Source organism: Streptomyces sp. NBC_00335 (assembly GCF_036127095.1).
Classification (GTDB): domain Bacteria; phylum Actinomycetota; class Actinomycetes; order Streptomycetales; family Streptomycetaceae; genus Streptomyces.
In genome coordinates this window covers 6250663-6268056 of the sequence record NZ_CP108006.1, presented here as the reverse complement: position 1 = coordinate 6268056, position 17394 = coordinate 6250663, and the positions used below count along the sequence as shown (strand labels likewise).

The 17394-nt window shown below is 73.0% G+C and carries 16 protein-coding genes; 3 read left to right on the top strand and 13 right to left on the bottom strand.

What is annotated here, in order from left to right:
- Nucleotides 1–20 precede the first annotated feature (20 nt).
- The 4 genes from OHA37_RS28445 to OHA37_RS28430 all read right to left on the bottom strand — a co-directional run bounded on the left by OHA37_RS28445 (nucleotide 21) and on the right by OHA37_RS28430 (nucleotide 3965).
- Nucleotides 21–1049 (bottom strand): 6-phosphofructokinase, encoded by a 1029-nt coding sequence (locus tag OHA37_RS28445; RefSeq protein ID WP_266913162.1) that lies wholly within the window; start codon nucleotides 1047–1049, stop codon nucleotides 21–23.
- 182 nt (nucleotides 1050–1231) lie between these two features.
- A complete protein-coding gene (locus OHA37_RS28440) occupies nucleotides 1232–1876 on the bottom strand; it encodes a response regulator (protein WP_266913160.1) in 645 nt (214 codons plus the stop codon).
- 68 nt (nucleotides 1877–1944) lie between these two features.
- The gene (macS, locus tag OHA37_RS28435) at nucleotides 1945–3153 is read right to left on the bottom strand and encodes a MacS family sensor histidine kinase (RefSeq protein WP_266909403.1); all 1209 of its coding nucleotides are present in this window, start codon (nucleotides 3151–3153) and stop codon (nucleotides 1945–1947) included.
- A gap of 38 nt (nucleotides 3154–3191) precedes the next feature.
- Nucleotides 3192–3965: a lysophospholipid acyltransferase family protein gene (locus tag OHA37_RS28430; RefSeq protein ID WP_266913158.1), complete on the bottom strand. Its 774-nt coding sequence runs from the start codon at nucleotides 3963–3965 to the stop codon at nucleotides 3192–3194.
- A 163-nt stretch (nucleotides 3966–4128) separates the two neighbouring features.
- Here OHA37_RS28430 and OHA37_RS28425 point away from each other — a divergent pair, with 163 nt between their 5' ends.
- Together OHA37_RS28425 and OHA37_RS28420 are read left to right on the top strand one after the other, a co-directional pair.
- Nucleotides 4129–4908, top strand: coding sequence for an alpha/beta hydrolase (locus tag OHA37_RS28425; protein WP_266909402.1), 780 nt, complete (start codon nucleotides 4129–4131; stop codon nucleotides 4906–4908).
- Nucleotides 4901–5497, top strand: coding sequence for a hypothetical protein (locus tag OHA37_RS28420; RefSeq protein WP_266909401.1), 597 nt, complete (start codon nucleotides 4901–4903; stop codon nucleotides 5495–5497). The genes OHA37_RS28425 and OHA37_RS28420 overlap by 8 nt, the downstream gene beginning before the upstream one ends.
- A gap of 95 nt (nucleotides 5498–5592) precedes the next feature.
- On the opposite strand, the gene OHA37_RS28415 is transcribed toward OHA37_RS28420, so the two are convergent.
- The 6 genes from OHA37_RS28415 to OHA37_RS28390 form a co-directional block, all read right to left on the bottom strand.
- On the bottom strand, nucleotides 5593–6342 hold the full coding sequence (locus OHA37_RS28415) for an endonuclease/exonuclease/phosphatase family protein (protein WP_266909400.1): 750 nt from the start codon (nucleotides 6340–6342) through the stop codon (nucleotides 5593–5595).
- Nucleotides 6343–6413: 71 nt separating this feature from the next.
- On the bottom strand, nucleotides 6414–7355 hold the full coding sequence (locus OHA37_RS28410; RefSeq protein ID WP_250743712.1) for an ROK family glucokinase: 942 nt from the start codon (nucleotides 7353–7355) through the stop codon (nucleotides 6414–6416).
- 61 nt (nucleotides 7356–7416) lie between these two features.
- Complete coding sequence (locus OHA37_RS28405; protein WP_266909399.1) at nucleotides 7417–7926, bottom strand: DUF5304 domain-containing protein; 510 nt, start codon at nucleotides 7924–7926, stop codon at nucleotides 7417–7419.
- 95 nt (nucleotides 7927–8021) lie between these two features.
- The gene (locus tag OHA37_RS28400) at nucleotides 8022–9170 is read right to left on the bottom strand and encodes an ArsA family ATPase (protein WP_266909398.1); all 1149 of its coding nucleotides are present in this window, start codon (nucleotides 9168–9170) and stop codon (nucleotides 8022–8024) included.
- 495 nt (nucleotides 9171–9665) lie between these two features.
- Nucleotides 9666–10121: an SRPBCC family protein gene (locus OHA37_RS28395; protein ID WP_266909397.1), complete on the bottom strand. Its 456-nt coding sequence runs from the start codon at nucleotides 10119–10121 to the stop codon at nucleotides 9666–9668.
- A gap of 83 nt (nucleotides 10122–10204) precedes the next feature.
- On the bottom strand, nucleotides 10205–10999 hold the full coding sequence (locus OHA37_RS28390; protein WP_266909396.1) for a metallophosphoesterase family protein: 795 nt from the start codon (nucleotides 10997–10999) through the stop codon (nucleotides 10205–10207).
- 228 nt (nucleotides 11000–11227) lie between these two features.
- On the opposite strand from OHA37_RS28390, the gene OHA37_RS28385 reads away from it, so the two are divergent.
- A complete protein-coding gene (locus tag OHA37_RS28385) occupies nucleotides 11228–13024 on the top strand; it encodes an AMP-dependent synthetase/ligase (RefSeq protein WP_266909395.1) in 1797 nt (598 codons plus the stop codon).
- Nucleotides 13025–13040: 16 nt separating this feature from the next.
- Here OHA37_RS28385 and OHA37_RS28380 read toward each other — a convergent pair whose 3' ends face one another.
- The 3 genes from OHA37_RS28380 to OHA37_RS28370 all read right to left on the bottom strand — a co-directional run bounded on the left by OHA37_RS28380 (nucleotide 13041) and on the right by OHA37_RS28370 (nucleotide 17357).
- Nucleotides 13041–14657, bottom strand: coding sequence for a GMC oxidoreductase (locus OHA37_RS28380; protein WP_266909394.1), 1617 nt, complete (start codon nucleotides 14655–14657; stop codon nucleotides 13041–13043).
- A gap of 203 nt (nucleotides 14658–14860) precedes the next feature.
- On the bottom strand, nucleotides 14861–16003 hold the full coding sequence (locus OHA37_RS28375; RefSeq protein ID WP_266909393.1) for a glycosyltransferase family 4 protein: 1143 nt from the start codon (nucleotides 16001–16003) through the stop codon (nucleotides 14861–14863).
- Between the two features lie 226 nt (nucleotides 16004–16229).
- Nucleotides 16230–17357, bottom strand: a complete 1128-nt coding sequence (locus OHA37_RS28370; RefSeq protein ID WP_323182366.1) for a hypothetical protein — start codon at nucleotides 17355–17357, stop codon at nucleotides 16230–16232.
- Nucleotides 17358–17394 lie beyond the last annotated feature (37 nt).

Genomic DNA, 17394 nt, shown 5'->3' with positions numbered 1-17394 from the left:
CCAGCCGGGAAGCCGGCCGCTCAGCCGAAGAACACCCCGGCCTCCTTGTACAGCGCCGGGTCCACCGTCTTCAGCTTCGCCGTCGCCTCGGCGATCGGCACCCGCACGATGTCCGTCCCCTTCAGCGCGACCATCTTCCCGAAGTCCCCGTCGCGCACCGCGTCGATCGCGTGCAGCCCGAAGCGGGTGGCCAGCCACCGGTCGAACGCGCTCGGGGTGCCGCCCCGCTGGATGTGCCCGAGCACGGTCGTACGGGCCTCCTTGCCGGTCCGCGCCTCGATCTCCTTGGCCAGCCATTCGCCCACGCCCGACAGTCGCACGTGTCCGAAGGAGTCCTTCGTCGCGTCCTTCAGCACCATGTCGCCGTCCTTGGGCATCGCGCCCTCGGCCACGCACACGATCGGCGCGTAGCTCGCCTTGAACCGGGAGTTCACCCAGGCGCAGACCTGGTCCACGTCGAAGCGCTGCTCCGGGATGAGGATGACGTTGGCGCCGCCCGCGAGCCCCGAGTGCAGGGCGATCCAGCCGGCGTGCCGGCCCATCACCTCGACGACCAGTACCCGCATGTGCGATTCGGCGGTGGTGTGCAGCCGGTCGATCGCCTCGGTGGCGATGCCGACGGCGGTGTCGAAGCCGAAGGTGTAGTCGGTGGCCGACAGGTCGTTGTCGATGGTCTTCGGGACCCCGACGCACGGGATGCCGTACTCCTCGTAGAGCTTCGCGGCCACGCCCAAGGTGTCCTCGCCGCCGATCGCGACGAGGGCGTCGACCTCGTACTTGGCGAGGTTCTCCTTGATCTGGCGGACGCCGTCGTCCTGCTTGAACGGGTTGGTGCGCGAGGAGCCGAGGATGGTCCCGCCGCGCGGCAGGATCCCGCGGACGGCGGGGATGTCGAGCGGGACGGTGCGGCCTTCGACCGCGCCGCGCCAGCCGTCCTTGAACCCGATGAACTCGTAGGCGTACTCCTGCACGCCCTTGCGCACGACACTGCGGATCACCGCGTTGAGCCCGGGGCAGTCGCCGCCGCCCGTCAGCACTCCGACCTTCATGGCCTTCATGGAATTTTCCCTTCGCCACAGGGCCCGCTGAGGCCGCGGGGCCCGCATGACGGTCACGCTAGTGGTGACTCAGGTCACAGCAAGATGCCGGGAAGGGTCAATTCCGGGGGAATTGCGGGGCGTTGCGTACGCCCGTTCACTCGTACGAGCGGCTGCCTCGCCCCCCGCCCGCCTTACGCGTCGTCGAGGCCGCGCTCTATCGCGTACCGGACGAGCTCCACCCGGTTGTGCAACTGGAGCTTGCCCAGGGTGTTCTGCACGTGGTTCTGCACGGTTCGGTGGGAGATGACCAGGCGTTCCGCGATCTGCTTGTACGAGAGCCCCTTGGCCACCAGCCGCAGCACCTCGGTCTCCCGGTCGGTGAGCTGCGGGGCCTTCGGCTCGTCGGAGGCGGCCGGCGCCGGGTCGGTGGCGAGGCGGCGGTACTCGCCGAGGACCAGGCCGGCCAGGCCCGGGGTGAAGACGGGGTCGCCGGCCGCCGTGCGGCGCACGGCGTCGATGAGCTCCTGGGCGCCCGCGGACTTCAGCAGGTAGCCGGTCGCGCCGGACTTCACCGCTTCCAGGACGTCGGCGTGCTCGCCGCTCGCGGAGAGCACGAGGACCCGCAGGGCCGGGTTGGCGCCGACCAGCTCCTTGCAGACCTGGACCCCGGGCATGCCGGGCAGGTTGAGGTCGAGGACCAGGACGTGCGGGGCCGCCGCGCGGGCCCGGCGTACGGCCTCGGGGCCGTCGCCGGCGGTGGCCACCAGGTCGAAGCCGGCGGCGGACAGGTCGCGGGCCACCGCGTCCCGCCACATCGGATGGTCGTCCACGACCATGACCTTGATGCCGGCCAGGCCGCTCTGGCCGGCCAGAGCGTTCTGCCCGCTCGACTCGCTCGACTCGTTCACTGGGTGCTCCCCCTCGGTACTTTCAGTTCCACTTCGGTGCCCTGCCCGGGGACGGACACCAGCTCGGCGCTGCCGCCGAGGTCACGGAGCCGGCCCCGGATGGATAGGGCCACTCCCATCCGGCCCTCGCCCTCGGCCTGGTCCAGTCGGCCCGCCGGGATGCCCGGGCCGTCGTCCCGGACGGTCACGATCACCTCGTCGCCCCAGTCCTCGACCAGGATCCAGGCGCTGGCCCCCTCGCCCGCGTGCTTGCGCACGTTGTCGAGGGCGGCCCCGACCGCCGCGGCCAGCTCCCGTGCCGCGGGCACGGGCAACGGCACCGGGGTGCCCGGTTCGGCGAAGCTCACCCGCGAGCCGGCATGCGGGGCGAGGAGGGTCCGCAGATCCAGCTCGCCCTCGTCGGCGCCGGGTTCCTCCACCTCGAAGGCGGCCACGATCGCGCCGAGCGCCTCGTCGCGGGAGATCCGGGAGGGGCGGGCCAGTCCGCTGGAGACCAGGGTGCGCAGCGCGACCTCCTGCTCCCCCGCCATCCGGCCCAGCTCGGCCGCCTCACCGCCCAGTTCGGTGCCGCGCCGCTGGACCATCGCGAGGACCTGGAGGACCCCGTCGTGGATGTCGCGGGCGAGGCGTTCGCGTTCGCGGGTGGCGGCCTCGATCTCCAGGGCGCGGGCCAGGGTGGCTTCACTGGCCCGGGCCACCTCGACGACGTAGCCGATGGCGATGGAGGCCACCCAGACCAGGAGCACGTTGTGCAGGGTGTCCCGGGTGGGCTCGCCGCGCTGCACGAGGTTGGCGGCGGCGACGAAGCTGGAGGCGAAACAGGCCCAGCGCCAGCCGCCCTTGATGGCGAAGGCGAGGACGGAGCCCGCGGTCCATATCGAGGGGAGGGTGGGGCCGCCGTCCACGATCCGCGCGTGGGTGTCCGCGAGCGGGGTGAGCAGGATCCCGATGCAGGCGACGGTGAGGTCGGCGCCCAGGAACCGCTTGGTGCAGCTGGCGGCGTTCGCCACCTTGGGGAGGGTGACCAGGGTCCAGCCCGCGAGGAAGGCGAGGTAGGAGGCCGCGATCCAGGGGCGGTCGAACTGCTTGTAGGCCGAGGCGAACAGCAGCGCCGCGTAGACCATGGTGAGCAGCCGGTAGGCCGTCAGGGCACGCCACAGCGGCTGCTCGACCGACATGCGTACGACGCGCTCGCGCTTCGCCATCTCCCCCACCCCGTACGGGCGGTCCCGCCCGTGTGCTGCTACTTGTCGCCGTCCGCGGCGGCCGGGTCGGCCTTGTCCGCGCTCTCCGCCTTCTCCGCGCTCTCCGCCTTGTCCGCCTTCTCGCTCCTGGCGGCCGCCTTCTCCGCATCGGCGATCTGACGCTTGGCTGCCGTCGCGTAGATGTCGACGTACTCCTGGCCGGAGAGCTTCATGATCTCGTACATGACCTCGTCGGTCACCGAGCGGAGGATGAAGCGGTCCCCGTCCATGCCGTGGTAGCGGCTGAAGTCCAGCGGCTTGCCGATCCGGATGCCCGGGCGCATCAGCTTGGGCACCACCTTGCCGGGCGGCTGGATCTTCTCCGTGTCGATCATCGCGACGGGGATCACGGGCGCGCCGGTGGCCAGCGCCACCCGGGCCAGACCACCGGGCTTGCCGCGGTAGAGCCGGCCGTCGGGTGAACGCGTCCCCTCGGGGTAAATACCGAACAGCTCTCCGCGCTCGATGACGTCGATGCCGCTCTTGATGGCGGCCTCGCCGGCCCCGCGCGCACCCGAACGGTCCACCGGGAGCTGGCCGACGCCCTTGAAGAAGGCGGCCGTCAGCTTGCCCTTGACGCCCGGGGAGGTGAAGTACTCCGCCTTCGCGATGAAGGTCACCTTGCGGTCCAGCACGGCCGGGAGGAAGAAGGAGTCCGAGAAGGACAGGTGGTTGCTCGCGAGGATCGCCGGCCCCTCTGCGGGAATGTTCTCGAGGCCCTCCACCCACGGCCTGAAGGCGAGCTTCAGGGAACCGCCGATCGAGAACTTCATTGCGCCGTAGATCAACTCGAAAGCCTTCCTGTGTCTGTCGAACAGACCTTATCCCCTGGTCGTCCCCGGAGCCGTCCGACGACCCTGGTCGGTGCCACCCCCGTCGCGTACGGTGAAGTCACACAGCGCTACGCACCCCACGCCCCCCTCTAAGGAGACCCTGGTGCCCGTCCTCCCTGGAGCCGAGCCGTTCCGCCACGAGGGCGGAAAGGTCGGCGTCCTCCTCTGCCACGGCTTCACCGGTTCCCCCCAGTCGATGCGGCCCTGGGCCGACCATCTGGCCGCGCAGGGACTGACGGTGTCGCTGCCCCTGCTGCCCGGGCACGGCACGCGCTGGCAGGACATGCAGCTCACCGGCTGGCAGGACTGGTACGCCGAGGTGGACCGCGCGCTGCGGGAGCTGCTCGACAGCTGCGACCGGGTGTTCGTCTTCGGGCTGTCGATGGGCGGCGCGCTGACGCTGCGGCTGGCGGCGAAGCACGGAGACGCCATCAGCGGCATCGTCCTCGTCAACCCGGTCAACAAGATCCACGACCCGCTGGCCGTGGCACTGCCGGTGGTCAAGCACTTCGTCCGGTCGACTCCGGGCATCGCGAGCGACATCGCCAAGCCGGGCGCGGAAGAGGTCGGCTACGACCGGGTCCCGACCCGGGCCGCGCACTCGCTGCGGAAGTTCCTGCTGATGCTGGACACCGAACTGCCGCAGGTGACGCAGCCGCTGCTACTGCTGCACAGCCCGCAGGACCACGTGGTGCGGCCGGCGGACTCGACGCGGATCCTGGCGCGGGTGTCCTCCACGGACGTCACCGAGACGCTGCTGGAACAGAGTTACCACGTCGCGACGTTGGACCATGACGCGGAGCGGATCTTCGCGGACAGCCACGCGTTCGTCGGGCGGCTGTCGGAGAGCTTGGGCAGGGAGGGGGCGGCCAGCGGTGGCTGAGCACGAGGAGTCCTCCGGGGGTGTTCCCCCGCTGGACGAGGAAGCGGCGTGGGCGGCGATCGTGGCCGGCTACGGCCAGGAGCCCGCGGACCCGCCGGGCGCGAGACCGTTCCGGCCGATCGAGAATCTCCTCCTGCCGGAGGAGGACGTGAAACCGGCCGCTCCGGCCGCTCCGGCTCCCGCGGCCGACCCGGCCGGTCCGGCCTCCAATCCGGCCTCCCCGGAACCGCCGTCGGCGGCGGCTCTGGGCAGCTCGGTGGTGTTCGCCCCGGGCGTGGGCGGCGCGGGGCCGCGGGACCACTCCCTGGCCGAACCCGACGACTCCCCCGAGGCCGCGAAGGACGAGGGGCACTTCGTACCCCCGGAGCCGGAGCTGCCGGAGGCGGACGCGACGTCGAAGTTCGCCTGGCTCGCCGTGGTGGGCGGACCGGTCCTGCTGCTCCTGGCGGTGCTGCTCCAGTGGGAGATGACCTGGTGGCTGACGACGCTGGGCGTCGGCGGGTTCCTGGGCGGCTTCGCCACACTGGTCGCGCGGATGTCCACGGGCGAGGACGAGGACGACGACCCCGGCCGGGGCGCGGTGGTCTGATCTTTTACGCGCCGCTCGCACCACTCGGCCCTGGCGGGCCTCCCGGGCTTCGCGCCGCTGCGCCGGGGAGGCCGCCGAGCGGCGCGAGCGGCGCGTCAAGAGGAGAGTCGGAGGGTGGCCAGGACCGGGAGGTGGTCCGTGGCGCGGGCGAGGTCCGCGGGGGTGACTCCCGGCAGCCCCGCGGGGACACCGCACGCCAGGACCTCCACCCCCGCACTGGCGAAGACCGCGTCGATCCGCCGCGGCGGCGAAGACCGCACCCAGGTGTGCTCCCCACCCCACGGCGCCGCCACCCGGCAGTCCTGAAGGGCCCCCGCCAGCCGGCAGAAGGCGGGCCCCGAGGGGCCCTCGTTGATGTCCCCCGCGGCGATCGCGTACGGCACGTCCATCCCGGCGAGCCGGTCCAGGAGCAGCTCCGCCTGGGCGAGACGTTCCGGCCCGTCCAGCGACAGGTGCGCGCTGAGCACCCCGACCCGCACCCCGCCCAGCCGTACGACCGCCGTGGCGAAACCCCGCCGGTGGCGGCCCGGTGTCAGCGGCAGCAGTACGTCCTCGGTCCGCTCCACGAAGGCCCGCAGGGAACACAGCAGCAGCGGTCCCGCGGCCGTCGCGCCGCCCGACAGGACCACCAGGTCGCATTTCGCGGCCAGCCGCGCCGCGTGCTTGCGCCACCGGAAGAACCTCGGCGCCTCCTGGACGCACACCAGGTCGGGCGCGCACGCGCGGATCACCCGCGCCAGCGCGTCCTCGTCGTCGCGCAGCGAGCGGACGTTGTAGGAGAGCACCCGGATCACGGCGGAACCATCGGCTTCGGTACGGGAGTTCGGCAGCTCGGTGAGTTCCATACCGGCAACATAACGAGACTGCCCGCCGCACCCCAGGGGGCGCGGCGGGCAGTCCGCCGATACGGGAGGCCTCAGCCCTGGCGGGCCAGGTCCGCCGCGCCGACCAGACCGGCCTTGCCGCCCAGCTGCGCGGCGAGCACCTGCGCGTGCGGACGCCAGGCGCCGCCGATCAGCCAGCGCTTGAAGGACTTGCGGATCGGGTCGAGGACCAGGTCGCCCTCGTCGGAGACGCCGCCGCCGACGATGAACGCCGACGGGTCGAAGAGCGAGGCCAGGTCCGCGAGGCCGGCGCCCGCCCAACGGGCCAGTTCGCGGAAGGAGTCGATGGCCACCAGGTCGCCGGCCCGGGCCGCCTCGCTGATGTGCTTGCCCTCGATGCCGTCGGGGGTGCCGTCGCCGAGCGCGAGGAGCGCCTTCGCGTTCTCGGGGGTGGCGTTGGCGCGCTGCTTGGCGTAGCGGACGAGCGCGCGCCCGGAGGCGTACTGCTCCCAGCAGCCCTGGCTGCCGCAGCCGCACAGCAGGCCGTCCGGGACCACCCGGATGTGGCCGAACTCGGCGGCCACGCCGAAGCGTCCGCGCCGGAGCTTGTTGCCGATGATGATGCCGCCGCCCAGGCCCGTGCCGAGCGTGATGCAGATGACGTCCTCGTGGCCCTGGCCGGCGCCGAAGCGGTACTCGCCCCAGGCGGCGCAGTTGGCGTCGTTCTCGACGACCACGGGCAGGCCGATGCGCTGCTCGACCTTGTCCTTCAGCGGCTCGTGCCGCCAGTTGATGTTCGGCGCGAAGAGCACGGTCGCGCGCTTGTCGTCGACGTATCCGGCGGCGCCGATGCCGACCGCGTCGATGGTGTGGCTGGCGCTGACCTCGGATACGGCGGCGCAGATCGCGTCCGTGACTCCGTCCGGGGTCGGCGGCGTGGGCACCTTGTACGTCTCAAGGATGGTGCCGTCTTCGTCGACCACGCCGGCCGCGATCTTCGTGCCGCCGATGTCGACGCCGATGGTGAGTCCCATTAGTCCCTCGGTTTCCGGTCAAACCCCGCCGCTGTCAACCGTACCCGAGGGAGGCGGGGGTTCAGTCGAGATCGATCCGCTCGGTCGGACCGCCGTCGCCCTCGTCACGGGGGTCCTCGGCCTTCCCGGCTGCGTTTTCGACGGGCCCGCCGCCCCGCCCGGGGGCCGGTTCGTCGCGCGTCCAGCGGCGCTCGTGGCCCTCGACCGCGGAACGGTAGGCGGCGAGCAGCTCCGAGCCGGCCGCCGCGAGGTGGTCGAAGACCTCGGGGTTGCGTTCGACGACGGGTCTGGCGGCGCTCTTCGCCTGGTTGACGAACTGTCGTACGGCGCCCTGCGCGGCGACCCCGAACAGCGGGTTGTTCAGCGCGGAGACCTTGTCGGACACCTTGTCGGCGACGGCTTCGAAGAGCTTGAACAGCTCCTCGGCGGCGGTTCCGGTGCCGGCGCCCGCGGAGGCGCCCTGCTCGGACCTGCGGCGCTCCCGCTCGGCGGCGAGGTCCTCGGCGCAGGCCTCGGCCCAGGCGTCGTCCCCGGAGGAGGGATCGGTGGGGCGGTCGGTGGCCTCGCTCATGGCGGACTCTCCTGCGGCGGCGACTGGGCGTGCGGTGCGCACTCCCACTACCTCCGACGTTACCCGAACGGCGGTACGCCCCCCAGAGCCGCCCGCTACGCCTTCTCGCCGCCGCGGGGCCACAGGTCCGGGTCCGGGGTGAAGCGGATGCGGAGCTCGCCGTCGGCGAGGGCGGCCCCGGAGACGGTGCAGCGGCGCAGCGCGGCGGGCAGGGGAACGATCCTGCGGTACGGGCCCACCGTGAGCAGCAGCTCGTCCCCGCGCCGGACCAGGCCGAGCTCCCGCTTCTCGGCGCCGGGCAGCGGGACCCGCCACAGCAGCACCCCGTCCTCGGCGATCCGGTCCTCGACGGCCCAGGCGGGGCGGGGCGCGATCGCCGGGGCGGGGGCCGGGGCCAGCTCCGCCAGGTCCTCGGGGCCGTGCGGGTCCCGGCCCAGGTGGGGTACGGGGAGCACCGGGAGGCTCCCGTCGCCGGCCCACTGGGTGGCGTACTTCTCCTGCTGGGCGGCGAGTCCCGCGAGCCACGGGTCCGTGGATCCGGCGGGCAGCATCCGGTTGGCGACGAGCGCCGAGACGGGCAGCCGGTACAGGGCGAGCCCGAGCCTGCCCAGGCGCAGCGCGGCGTCGGCGGCGGGTCCCGGTTCGGCGACGAGCCGTACGGAGGTGGTGGGGGCCTCCAGGACGTCCTGGACGGCCGCCAGGTCCTCGTCCCAGCGGGCGGCGGCCTCGTACAGCCACTGCGCGGGCATCGGGACACCGGCGAGCTGGGCCAGTACGGGGCGCAGGGCACGGGCCGCCTGGCGCTCCGCGGGGAGCAGCCGGGCGAGGTAGCGGCGGAGCTGGGCGGGGAGCGCGAGGGTGGTGATCGCCTGGTGCAGCGGGGGCATGTCGACCACCAGGAGGTCGGTGCCGGGCTCGGCCGCGGCCCGCCGCAGGGCGCGGAGCAGGGCGAACTGCTCGGCGCCGGGCAGTTCGGTGATCTCGTCGGCGTGCAGGGGGCGGGCGCCGAGCATCCCCAGCACCGCGGAGCCGCGCTCCTGGAGCTCGACGAGCTCGCGCCGGAACTCTTCGCCGGAGTCGACGCGGGCCACGCTGAGCGTGCCGTGCGTCGTGACGGGCGGGTCGGTGGGGCCGGCGGTGAGCAGGAGCACCCGGTGGCCCTGGCGGGCGGCGGCGAGTGCGGTGGCCGCTGCGACGGTGCTCCGCCCGGCGCCGCCGGGGCCGGTGACGAGAAGGGTGTGCATGCTGCTCCTAGCTCCGCGTGTACCTGGCCCCTGCTCCCCGGCGGGGCGTCCGGCGACCCCCGCCAGCCTGCCACGCCCCCGGGGCCGCCCCCGGCTGCGGGTGTGCCGCTGCGCGGGGCAAGGCAGAAGTCCCCTACCCGCCCTTCCACCGTTCCCCGGGCGCTGCCCGGACCCGGAAAGACCCTGGGGCTCCGCCCCAGACCCCGGTCCTCAAACGCCGGACGGCTGAAATGGCGCTCCGCGCCATCCAGCCCTGACCGGCAAAATCCAGCCCCTCCGGCGTTTGAGGAGCGGGGGTCCGGGGCCCAGCCCCGGGGAACGGGCGAAGGGCGGGTAGGGGACCCAGCCCCGCAGGGCCGAACCACCCGCACCCGCCCACCGGCCCGCGCCGGGACGGCGGTGGCGGCAGCCCCGCCCGGCCACCGCCGGACGGAGTTCGGCGCAGCGGGGCGAAGCCCGGGAGGCCCGCAAGGGCCGAGCGGTGCGAGCTCCGTGTTAAGAAGGCTTGCCGGGGTGGCTCTCCACGCGCTTCTTCAGGCCCGCCAGCGCGCGGTCGATGATGACCTTCTCCGCCTTGCGCTTGATCATGCCGAGCATGGGGATCTTGACGTCCACGGTCAGCGAATACGTCACCTCGGTGCGCGCACCGCCCGCGACCGCCGCCAGCTGGTAGGACCCGTCGAGCTGCCTCAGCATCTGGGACTTGTCCAGCGTCCAGCTGACCGTGTTCTCGGCGGGCCAGGTGTACGCCAGCGTGTGGTCGTCCTTGATCGCGCCCGCGTCGAGCAGCAGGCGGACGAGGGAGGCCCGGCCGGCGTCGTCCTTGGCCAGCACCTCGGCCTCCTTCACCTCACCGGTCCACTCCGGGTAGCGGGCGAAGTCGGCGATCACGGCCATGACGTCGGCAGGGGGCGCCTCGATCATGATGCTCGAGCTGGTGTGTTCCGCCATCGCGGTCGCTCCTCCGGGGGGAGTTCGAGGAAGTGTGCGGACGGCACTGGGCCGCCGCGTGAAGGCTATCGCGCGTCAAGACCTCACCACTCCAGGGCCCACGGCCTTCCCGTGGCGGCGAAGTGCCCGACGTTCACGCACTCGGTGGCGCCGATCCGCATCCGCCGGGCGAGCGGCTGGTGGACGTGGCCGAAGAGCGCGTACCGGGGCTTCATCCGGCGGATCGCGGCGAGCAGCGCCCCGCTCCCCCGCTCGAAGCGCCGCGCGACCGTGTCGTAGCAGAGCTCCGGCACGTCCGGCGGGATGTGCGAGCACAGCACGTCGACCTCGCCCAGCGCCTCCACCTTGGCGGCGTACTCCTCCTCGGGCACCTCGTAGGGCGTGCGCATCGGCGAGGGCAGTCCGCCCCCGACGAAGCCGAAGACCCGGCCGCCGATCTCGGCCCGCTGGCCGTCGAGCACGGTGAGGCCGGGGCCGGCGTACTCGGGCCAGAGGCCGGGGATGTCGACGTTTCCGTACGTGGCGTACGTCGGCCGGGGGAAGGCGGCGAACATCTCGGCGTACTGGCGCCGGACCGCGCCCTCGACGAGCCGTTCGCGGTCCAGCCCGGCCCACAGTCCGCGGGCGAAGTCCCGGGCCTCCTCGAAACGGCGGGCGGTGCGCAGTTCGACGATGTGGTCGGCGTTGTCGACGCCGAAGAGGTCGGGGAAGATGCCGCGCGAGTGGTCGGCGTAGTCGAGGAAGAGGACGAGGTCGCCGAGGCAGATCAGCGCGTCGGCGCCTTCCCCGGCCCGCGCCAGGGCCTCGGTGTTGCCGTGGACGTCGCTGACGACGTGGATCCGTGTCCGGTTCTGCGTACCACCCATAGAGCCACCCATGCGGCCACCCTAGGGGCGCTTGGCCACCGCGGGTAGGGAATCGGGCCAGGCGGCCGGACCTGCGGTTACTTCCGAGTCGCAAACCGGGTCGACTATCGTCGGTAGGACACGGCCGCGGCATGTGACGCAGGGAACATCTGGCCGGTTCCCTCTATCCGGAACCCACTACCGGTGGGTAACGTCCGGTCGGTCCACATGGTGGCGATGGCGCCCAGAGGAGCAGCAGTCTTGCGCGAGTTCAGCCTTCCGGCCCTGTACGAGGTCCCGTCGGACGGGAACCTGACGGATCTCATCCGCCGCAACGCCGCTCAGCATCCAGACGTCGCCGTCATGGCCCGCAAGGTCGGCGGCGCGTGGCAGGACGTCACCGCGACGCAGTTCCTCGCGGAGGTCCGCAGCGCGGCGAAGGGCCTGATCGCGGCCGGCATCCGGCCCGGCGACCGGGTCGCCCTGATTTCCCGCACCCGCTACGAGTGGGTGCTGATCGACTTCGCGATCTGGAGCGCGGGCGCCGTCACGGTCCCCGTGTACGAGACCAGCTCCCCCGAGCAGATCCAGTGGATCCTCGGCGACTCCGGCGCCGTCGCCGTCGTCGTGGAGTCCCCCGGGCACGCCGCGGCCGTGGCCGCCCTGCGCGACCGGCTGCCGGAGCTGCGCGAGGTCTGGGAGATCGAGCAGGGCGCCCTGGAGACGCTGAAGGCGGCCGGCGCCGGCATCTCCGACGCCGAGGTCGACGAGCGCAGCGCGCTCGCGGGCGCCGACGACCCGGCCACCATCGTCTACACCTCCGGCACCACCGGCCGCCCCAAGGGCTGCGTGCTGACCCACCGCAGCTTCTTCGCCGAGTGCGGCAACATCGTGGCCCGGCTGCGTCCGCTGTTCCGGACCGGCGAGTGCTCCGTGCTGCTCTTCCTGCCGGCCGCGCACGTCTTCGGCCGCCTGGTGGAGGTGGCGGCCGTGCTGGCGCCGATCCGGCTGGGCTGCGTACCGGACATCAAGAACCTCACCGACGAGCTGCAGTCCTTCCGGCCCACGCTGATCCTCGGCGTGCCGCGCGTCTTCGAGAAGGTCTACAACTCGGCCCGCGCCAAGGCCCAGGCCGACGGCAAGGGCAAGATCTTCGACGCGGCGGCCGAGACGGCGATCGCGTACAGCCGAGCGCTGGACCTGCCGGGCGGACCGTCCCTGGGCCTCAAGCTGAAGCACAAGGTCTTCTCCAAGCTGGTCTACAGCAAGCTGCACACGGTCCTCGGCGGGCGCGGCGAGTACGCGATCTCCGGCGGGGCCCCGCTGGGCGAGCGGCTCGGCCACTTCTTCCGCGGCATCGGCTTCACCGTGCTGGAGGGCTACGGCCTGACCGAGTCCTGCGCGGCCACGGCCTTCAACCCGTGGGACAAGACGAAGATCGGTACGGTCGGCCAGCCGCTCCCGGGCTCCGTGGTGCGCATCGCCGACGACGGCGAGGTGCTGCTGCACGGCGAGCACATCTTCAAGGAGTACTGGAACAACCCGACGGCCACCGCCGACGCGCTGACCGACGGCTGGTTCCACACCGGCGACGTCGGCACGCTCGACGAGGACGGCTACCTGGCGATCACCGGGCGCAAGAAGGAGCTCATCGTCACGGCGGGCGGCAAGAACGTGGCGCCCGCGGTGATCGAGGACCGGATCCGGGCGCACGCGCTGGTCGCGGAGTGCATGGTGGTCGGCGACGCGCGGCCGTTCGTGGCCGCACTGGTCACCATCGACGAGGAGTTCCTGGGCCGCTGGGCCGCGGAGCACGGCAAGCCGGCCGGCGTGACGGCGGCCGACCTGCGCGAGGACGCGGATCTCATCGCCGCCGTCCAGAAGGCCGTGGACGACGGCAACGCGGCGGTTTCCAAGGCGGAATCGGTGCGGAAATTCCGCATTCTGCCCTCCCAGTTCACGGAGGAGTCCGGGCACATCACGCCTTCGCTGAAGCTGAAGCGGAATGTGGTGGCGAAGGACTTCGCGGACGAGATCGAAGCCCTCTACCGGGGCTAGTGCGTGCCTTCCGGGGCTAGCGCGGGTCCTCGGCGAGGACCCGCGCCATGTTCCGCTCCGCCAAGGCGGTGACGGTCACGAAGGGGTTCACCCCGAGCGATCCGGGGATCAGCGAGCTGTCGGTGACGTAGAGGCCCTGGTAGCCCTTCACGCGGCCGAAGTCGTCGGTCGCGTCCCCGAGGACGCAGCCGCCCAGCGGGTGGTAGGTGAAGTTGTCGGCGAAGTTCTTGTTGTCGCCGAAGAGGTCGTAGCGGTAGATGGTGAAATTGGCCCGGTTGATCCGGTCGAAGAGGCGCTTGGCGGCCTGCACGGACGGGGTGTTCTGGTCCCGGGTCCACCGGAGCTTCGCCGAGTCGCTGGCGGCGTCGTAGGTGAAGTGCCCGCGCTCCGGGTTCTTCGTGATGGCCAGGTACATCGAGATCCAGTGCTCGAAGCCCATCGGGAGCGGGGCTATCTCGGCGAAGACCGGGTTCGAGGCGTTGTCCCAGTCGTCGATGCCGAGGGCCGGCATGGTGGCCTGGTTGGCGCCGACCGTGTCCCACAGGTGGTTGGCGCGGGCGGTCATGACGTTGCCGTTGTGGCCCCAGCCGAGGCCCACCTTGTCGTTCAGGCCGGGCAAGGTGCCGGTCTCGCGGGCGCGCAGCAGGATCTCGGTGGTGCCGAGGCTGCCGGCGCCGAGGAAGAGCTGTTTGCAGCCCAGTTCGCGGACCTGGGTGACGCGGCCGGTGAGGTCGCTGGTCTGGACGGTCAGGACGTAGCCGCCCGCCGGGTCCTGCCGTACGCCGACCACGCGCTGCATGGTCTCGATGGTGACGTTCCCCGTGCCCAGGGCGGCGGCGAGGTAGGTCTTGTCCACGCTCTTCTTGCCGTGGTTGTTGCCGTAGATGACCTCGCCCGCGAGGGCGGACCGGGTGGCAGTGCCGGCGGCCTCGCGCTTCATGTACTCGAAGTCGTAGACGTTGGGGACGAAGGTGGTCTTCAGGCCGGTCTTCTGGGCGTGCTTGCGGGAGATCCGGGCGAAGCGGTACCACTCCGTGGACTCGAACCAGGCCGGGTCGATGTCGTTGACCCCGAGCATGGCGCGGGCCCGGGGGTAGTAGGTGCCGTACATCTCGTCGGCGTCGACCCGGGGCATGACCTCGGTGAAGTACGAGCGCTTCGGCGTGGGCGCCATGCCGCCGTTGACCAGGGAGCCGCCGCCGACGCCGCGGCCCACGTACACCGACATGTCCCCGTAGTTCACCCGGTCCAGGACGCCGGGGTACGGGCTGATGTTGCGGTTGACCACGTCCAGCCAGAGGAACTGGGCGAGCGGGGCCTCGGTGCGGTTGCGGAACCACATCGAGCGCTGGTCGGGGGCGGAGGTGGCGGGGAAGACCTTCCCGTCGGCGCCCGGGGTGTCCCAGAGCCGGCCCATCTCCAGGACGACGGTCCGCACTCCGGCCTGGCCGAGGCGGAGCGCGGCGACGGCGGATCCGTAGCCGGAGCCGACGACGATGGCCGGGGCGTACGTGGCGGCCGCGGGCTCGGCGGCGGCCGCGGACTGCAGGCCGATCCGGGTGAATCCGAGGGCGGCCGCGGTCTGCAGGGCGCCGAGACCGAGAACGTGACGACGCGTCAGGTTTGGTGTCATGCGCGCATCATGAGCGGATTCCGCCCAACCGGCCATAACCCGCACTGACACGCTTCTGAGTAACAGTCAGACATGGCTCGACCGTAGGCGGGGCCCGCCGCGGCCCGAGCGGTTTGATCGACTCTGCCCGCGATCGGGCCCCCAGCGGCGATAATCCCCTCTCCGTACGGAAAGGGGATCCCGGGCAGCGGGCCCGGCGTCAGCTACAGCAGCTCGCGCAGGCGCTCCGCCAGCAGGTCCCAGCGCCACTTCTCCTCGACCCAGGCACGGCCGCGCTCGCCCATGCGCGCGCGCAGGGCCGGGTCCCGGAGCAGGGCCAGGACGCGCTCCGCGGTCTCGGCCGGGGCGCCGCCGGGGACCACCCAGCCCGTCTCCCCGTCCAGTACGGCGTCCGGGGCGCCGCCGGAGTCGCCCGCGATCACCGGCAGGCCCGTGGCGGACGCCTCCAGGTAGACGATGCCGAGGCCCTCCACGTCGAGCCCGCCGCGCCGGGTCCGGCAGGGCATCGCGAAGACGTCCCCGGCCCCGTAGTGGGCGGGCAGTTCGGACCACGGGACGGCGCCCGTGAAGACGACGGACTCGGCGACGCCGGCCTTGGCGGCCAGTGCCCGCAGATCGGCCTCGTAGGGGCCGCCGCCCACGATCAGCAGGACGGCGTCCGGCAGCGCCGCCAGGATCCGCGGCATCGCCTCGATCAGCGTGTCCTGGCCCTTGCGGGGAACGAGCCGCGAGACGCAGACGACCACGGGCCGGTCCGTCAGTCCGAGCCGCGCCCGGACCTCCGCGCCGCCCGAACCCGGGTGGAAGGTCTTCTCGTCCACCCCCGGCGGGAGCTGCGTCATCCGCGCCGCCGCCCGGTCCGTCAGGGCCGGGGCGATCCGCGAACGGGTGTACTCCCCCAGGTAGGTCAGGGTGTCCGTGCCCTCGCCGATGCGCCGCAGCAGCCCGCGCGCGACCGGCAGCTGCGCCCAGCCCGCCTCGTGCCCGTGCGTGGTCGCCACGATCCGGCGCGCGCCGGCCCGGCGCAGCGCGGGCCCCATCAGGCCCAGCGGGGCCGCCGCGCCGAACCACACCGAGGAGCAGCCGTGTTCGCGCAGCAGGCCCACGGCCCGGCGGGTGACCCTGGGGGTCGGCAGCAGCATCGTCGTGCGGTCGCGGACCACCTGGAAGGGCTGCTCCGCGTCGAAGGCGGCGGTGGCGGCGCGGGCCTCTGCCGAGTGCTTCCAGGTGGAGGCGTAGACCACGACCCGGTCGGGGTCGAGTCGCAGCGCCATGTTGTGCAGGAAGGCCTGGATGCCCCCCGGCCGCGGCGGGAAGTCGTTGGTCACGATCAGCGTCTTGTCCATCGCCTGCCGACCCTACCGGAGCGGGGCCCTGCGGGGCGGTGACCTGCGGTGCGGGAGCGCGCGGAGCTCTGCCCCGCGGGCTCGGAACCTGTGGGGCTCCGCCCTTCGGGGCGGTGCGCGGGCGGCGGCGCCGGGGCGAGATCAGCCCCTCCGGCGTTTGAGGAGCGGGGGTCCGGGGGCCGGCCCCCGGCAACGGCGCCGCGCGATCGGGCCAGGGCCCGCCGGGCTAGCGGAACTCCCGGGTCAGGTCCTGCTGCCAGGCACGGGTCAGCGCTGCGGGGTCCGTGTTCAGGGTGTCCGCGACCGCCGTCGGGAGGGATTCCCGGCCGGACTTCTCGTACAGGGAGACCAGTGCCGCGTCCCCCCACCGCCGGGCGATGAGCCGGCAGGCCATCCAGGAGCCCTCGTAGGCCCGCGCCAGAGCGTCCGCGTCCCCGCCGAAGGCGAAGGCCCCGGGCTCCGGGAGAGCGGCCGGCAGGTCGCCCCGGCGCACCGCGCGGGCGAGGGACGGCGCGGCTTCGGCCGGGGTGCGCCCGCTGTCGCGGTACGCGGCCCAGTCCGCGAAGCCCTCGGAGAGCCAGAGCGGGGTCTTGGCGGTGGTCGCCGTCCGGGTGGCCACGTGGGTGGTCTCGTGGGTCAGGATCACCTGGCGGCCCTCCGCCGTGAGCTGCCCGTACCCCTCCGGGTTCACCACGACCCGGTCGGCGGGGGCGGGGCCCGCCCCGGTCCGCCCGGTGGTGACGGCGCCCAGGCCGCGGTACTCGTCCGCGGGACGCCCCAGCAGCGCCGCCATCGCGTCCAGCGAGCCGGGGACCAGCACCACCACCCGGCCCGCCCACGGCCGCGGCCAGGCCGCGCTCGCCGCGGGCACCGCCTTGTCGGCCTCGGCGGCGATCTCGGAGAGGGGGCCGGCGCTCTGGCCGGCGCCGCCGAGCACCAGGGCGCGCGCCCCGCGCTCCACCGTCACCGGGCCCTGGTCCCACAGCTGCGGCAGGGCGCCGGGGGCGGGGCGGTCGGCGGTCACCGTCCAGGGGCCGCCGTCGCGGGTGAGTTCCACCTCGCGGGCGGAGCCGGCCGGGGCGGCGTCGTAGCCGGTGAGCCGGTAGCGCAGCTCGGCGCGCGCGAAGGCCCGTACGCCTTCCACCCGGACCGTGGAGACCTCGTACGACCAGCCCTCCAGCGGGATCGCGGCGAGGGCCGCGGGCGGGGCCGCCGACCAGTCGGCGACGGCCCGCCGGACGTCCCGCCCGGCGGGGTCCGCCGAAGCCGAAGGGGCCCCGGATCCGGACCCGGAAGGAGCCCCGGAGCCGCATCCGGCCAGCGGCACGCAGAGCAGCAGCAGGCAGAGCAGCACCAGCGGCAGCGCGCGCGAGCGCCTGACAGGGGTGCGC

Coding starts and splice junctions, on each gene's coding strand:
- OHA37_RS28430 (WP_266913158.1), bottom strand. CDS start 3,965: ATGAAGTTCTCGATCGGCGGTTCCCTGAAGCTCGCCTTCAGGCCGTGG.
- OHA37_RS28415 (WP_266909400.1), bottom strand. CDS start 6,342: ATGGAACTCACCGAGCTGCCGAACTCCCGTACCGAAGCCGATGGTTCC.
- OHA37_RS28445 (WP_266913162.1), bottom strand. CDS start 1,049: ATGAAGGTCGGAGTGCTGACGGGCGGCGGCGACTGCCCCGGGCTCAAC.
- OHA37_RS28375 (WP_266909393.1), bottom strand. CDS start 16,003: ATGGACAAGACGCTGATCGTGACCAACGACTTCCCGCCGCGGCCGGGG.
- macS (WP_266909403.1), bottom strand. CDS start 3,153: ATGGCGAAGCGCGAGCGCGTCGTACGCATGTCGGTCGAGCAGCCGCTG.
- OHA37_RS28380 (WP_266909394.1), bottom strand. CDS start 14,657: ATGACACCAAACCTGACGCGTCGTCACGTTCTCGGTCTCGGCGCCCTG.
- OHA37_RS28390 (WP_266909396.1), bottom strand. CDS start 10,999: ATGGGTGGCTCTATGGGTGGTACGCAGAACCGGACACGGATCCACGTC.
- OHA37_RS28400 (WP_266909398.1), bottom strand. CDS start 9,170: ATGCACACCCTTCTCGTCACCGGCCCCGGCGGCGCCGGGCGGAGCACC.
- OHA37_RS28395 (WP_266909397.1), bottom strand. CDS start 10,121: ATGGCGGAACACACCAGCTCGAGCATCATGATCGAGGCGCCCCCTGCC.
- OHA37_RS28440 (WP_266913160.1), bottom strand. CDS start 1,876: ATGGTCGTGGACGACCATCCGATGTGGCGGGACGCGGTGGCCCGCGAC.
- OHA37_RS28405 (WP_266909399.1), bottom strand. CDS start 7,926: ATGAGCGAGGCCACCGACCGCCCCACCGATCCCTCCTCCGGGGACGAC.
- OHA37_RS28410 (WP_250743712.1), bottom strand. CDS start 7,355: ATGGGACTCACCATCGGCGTCGACATCGGCGGCACGAAGATCGCGGCC.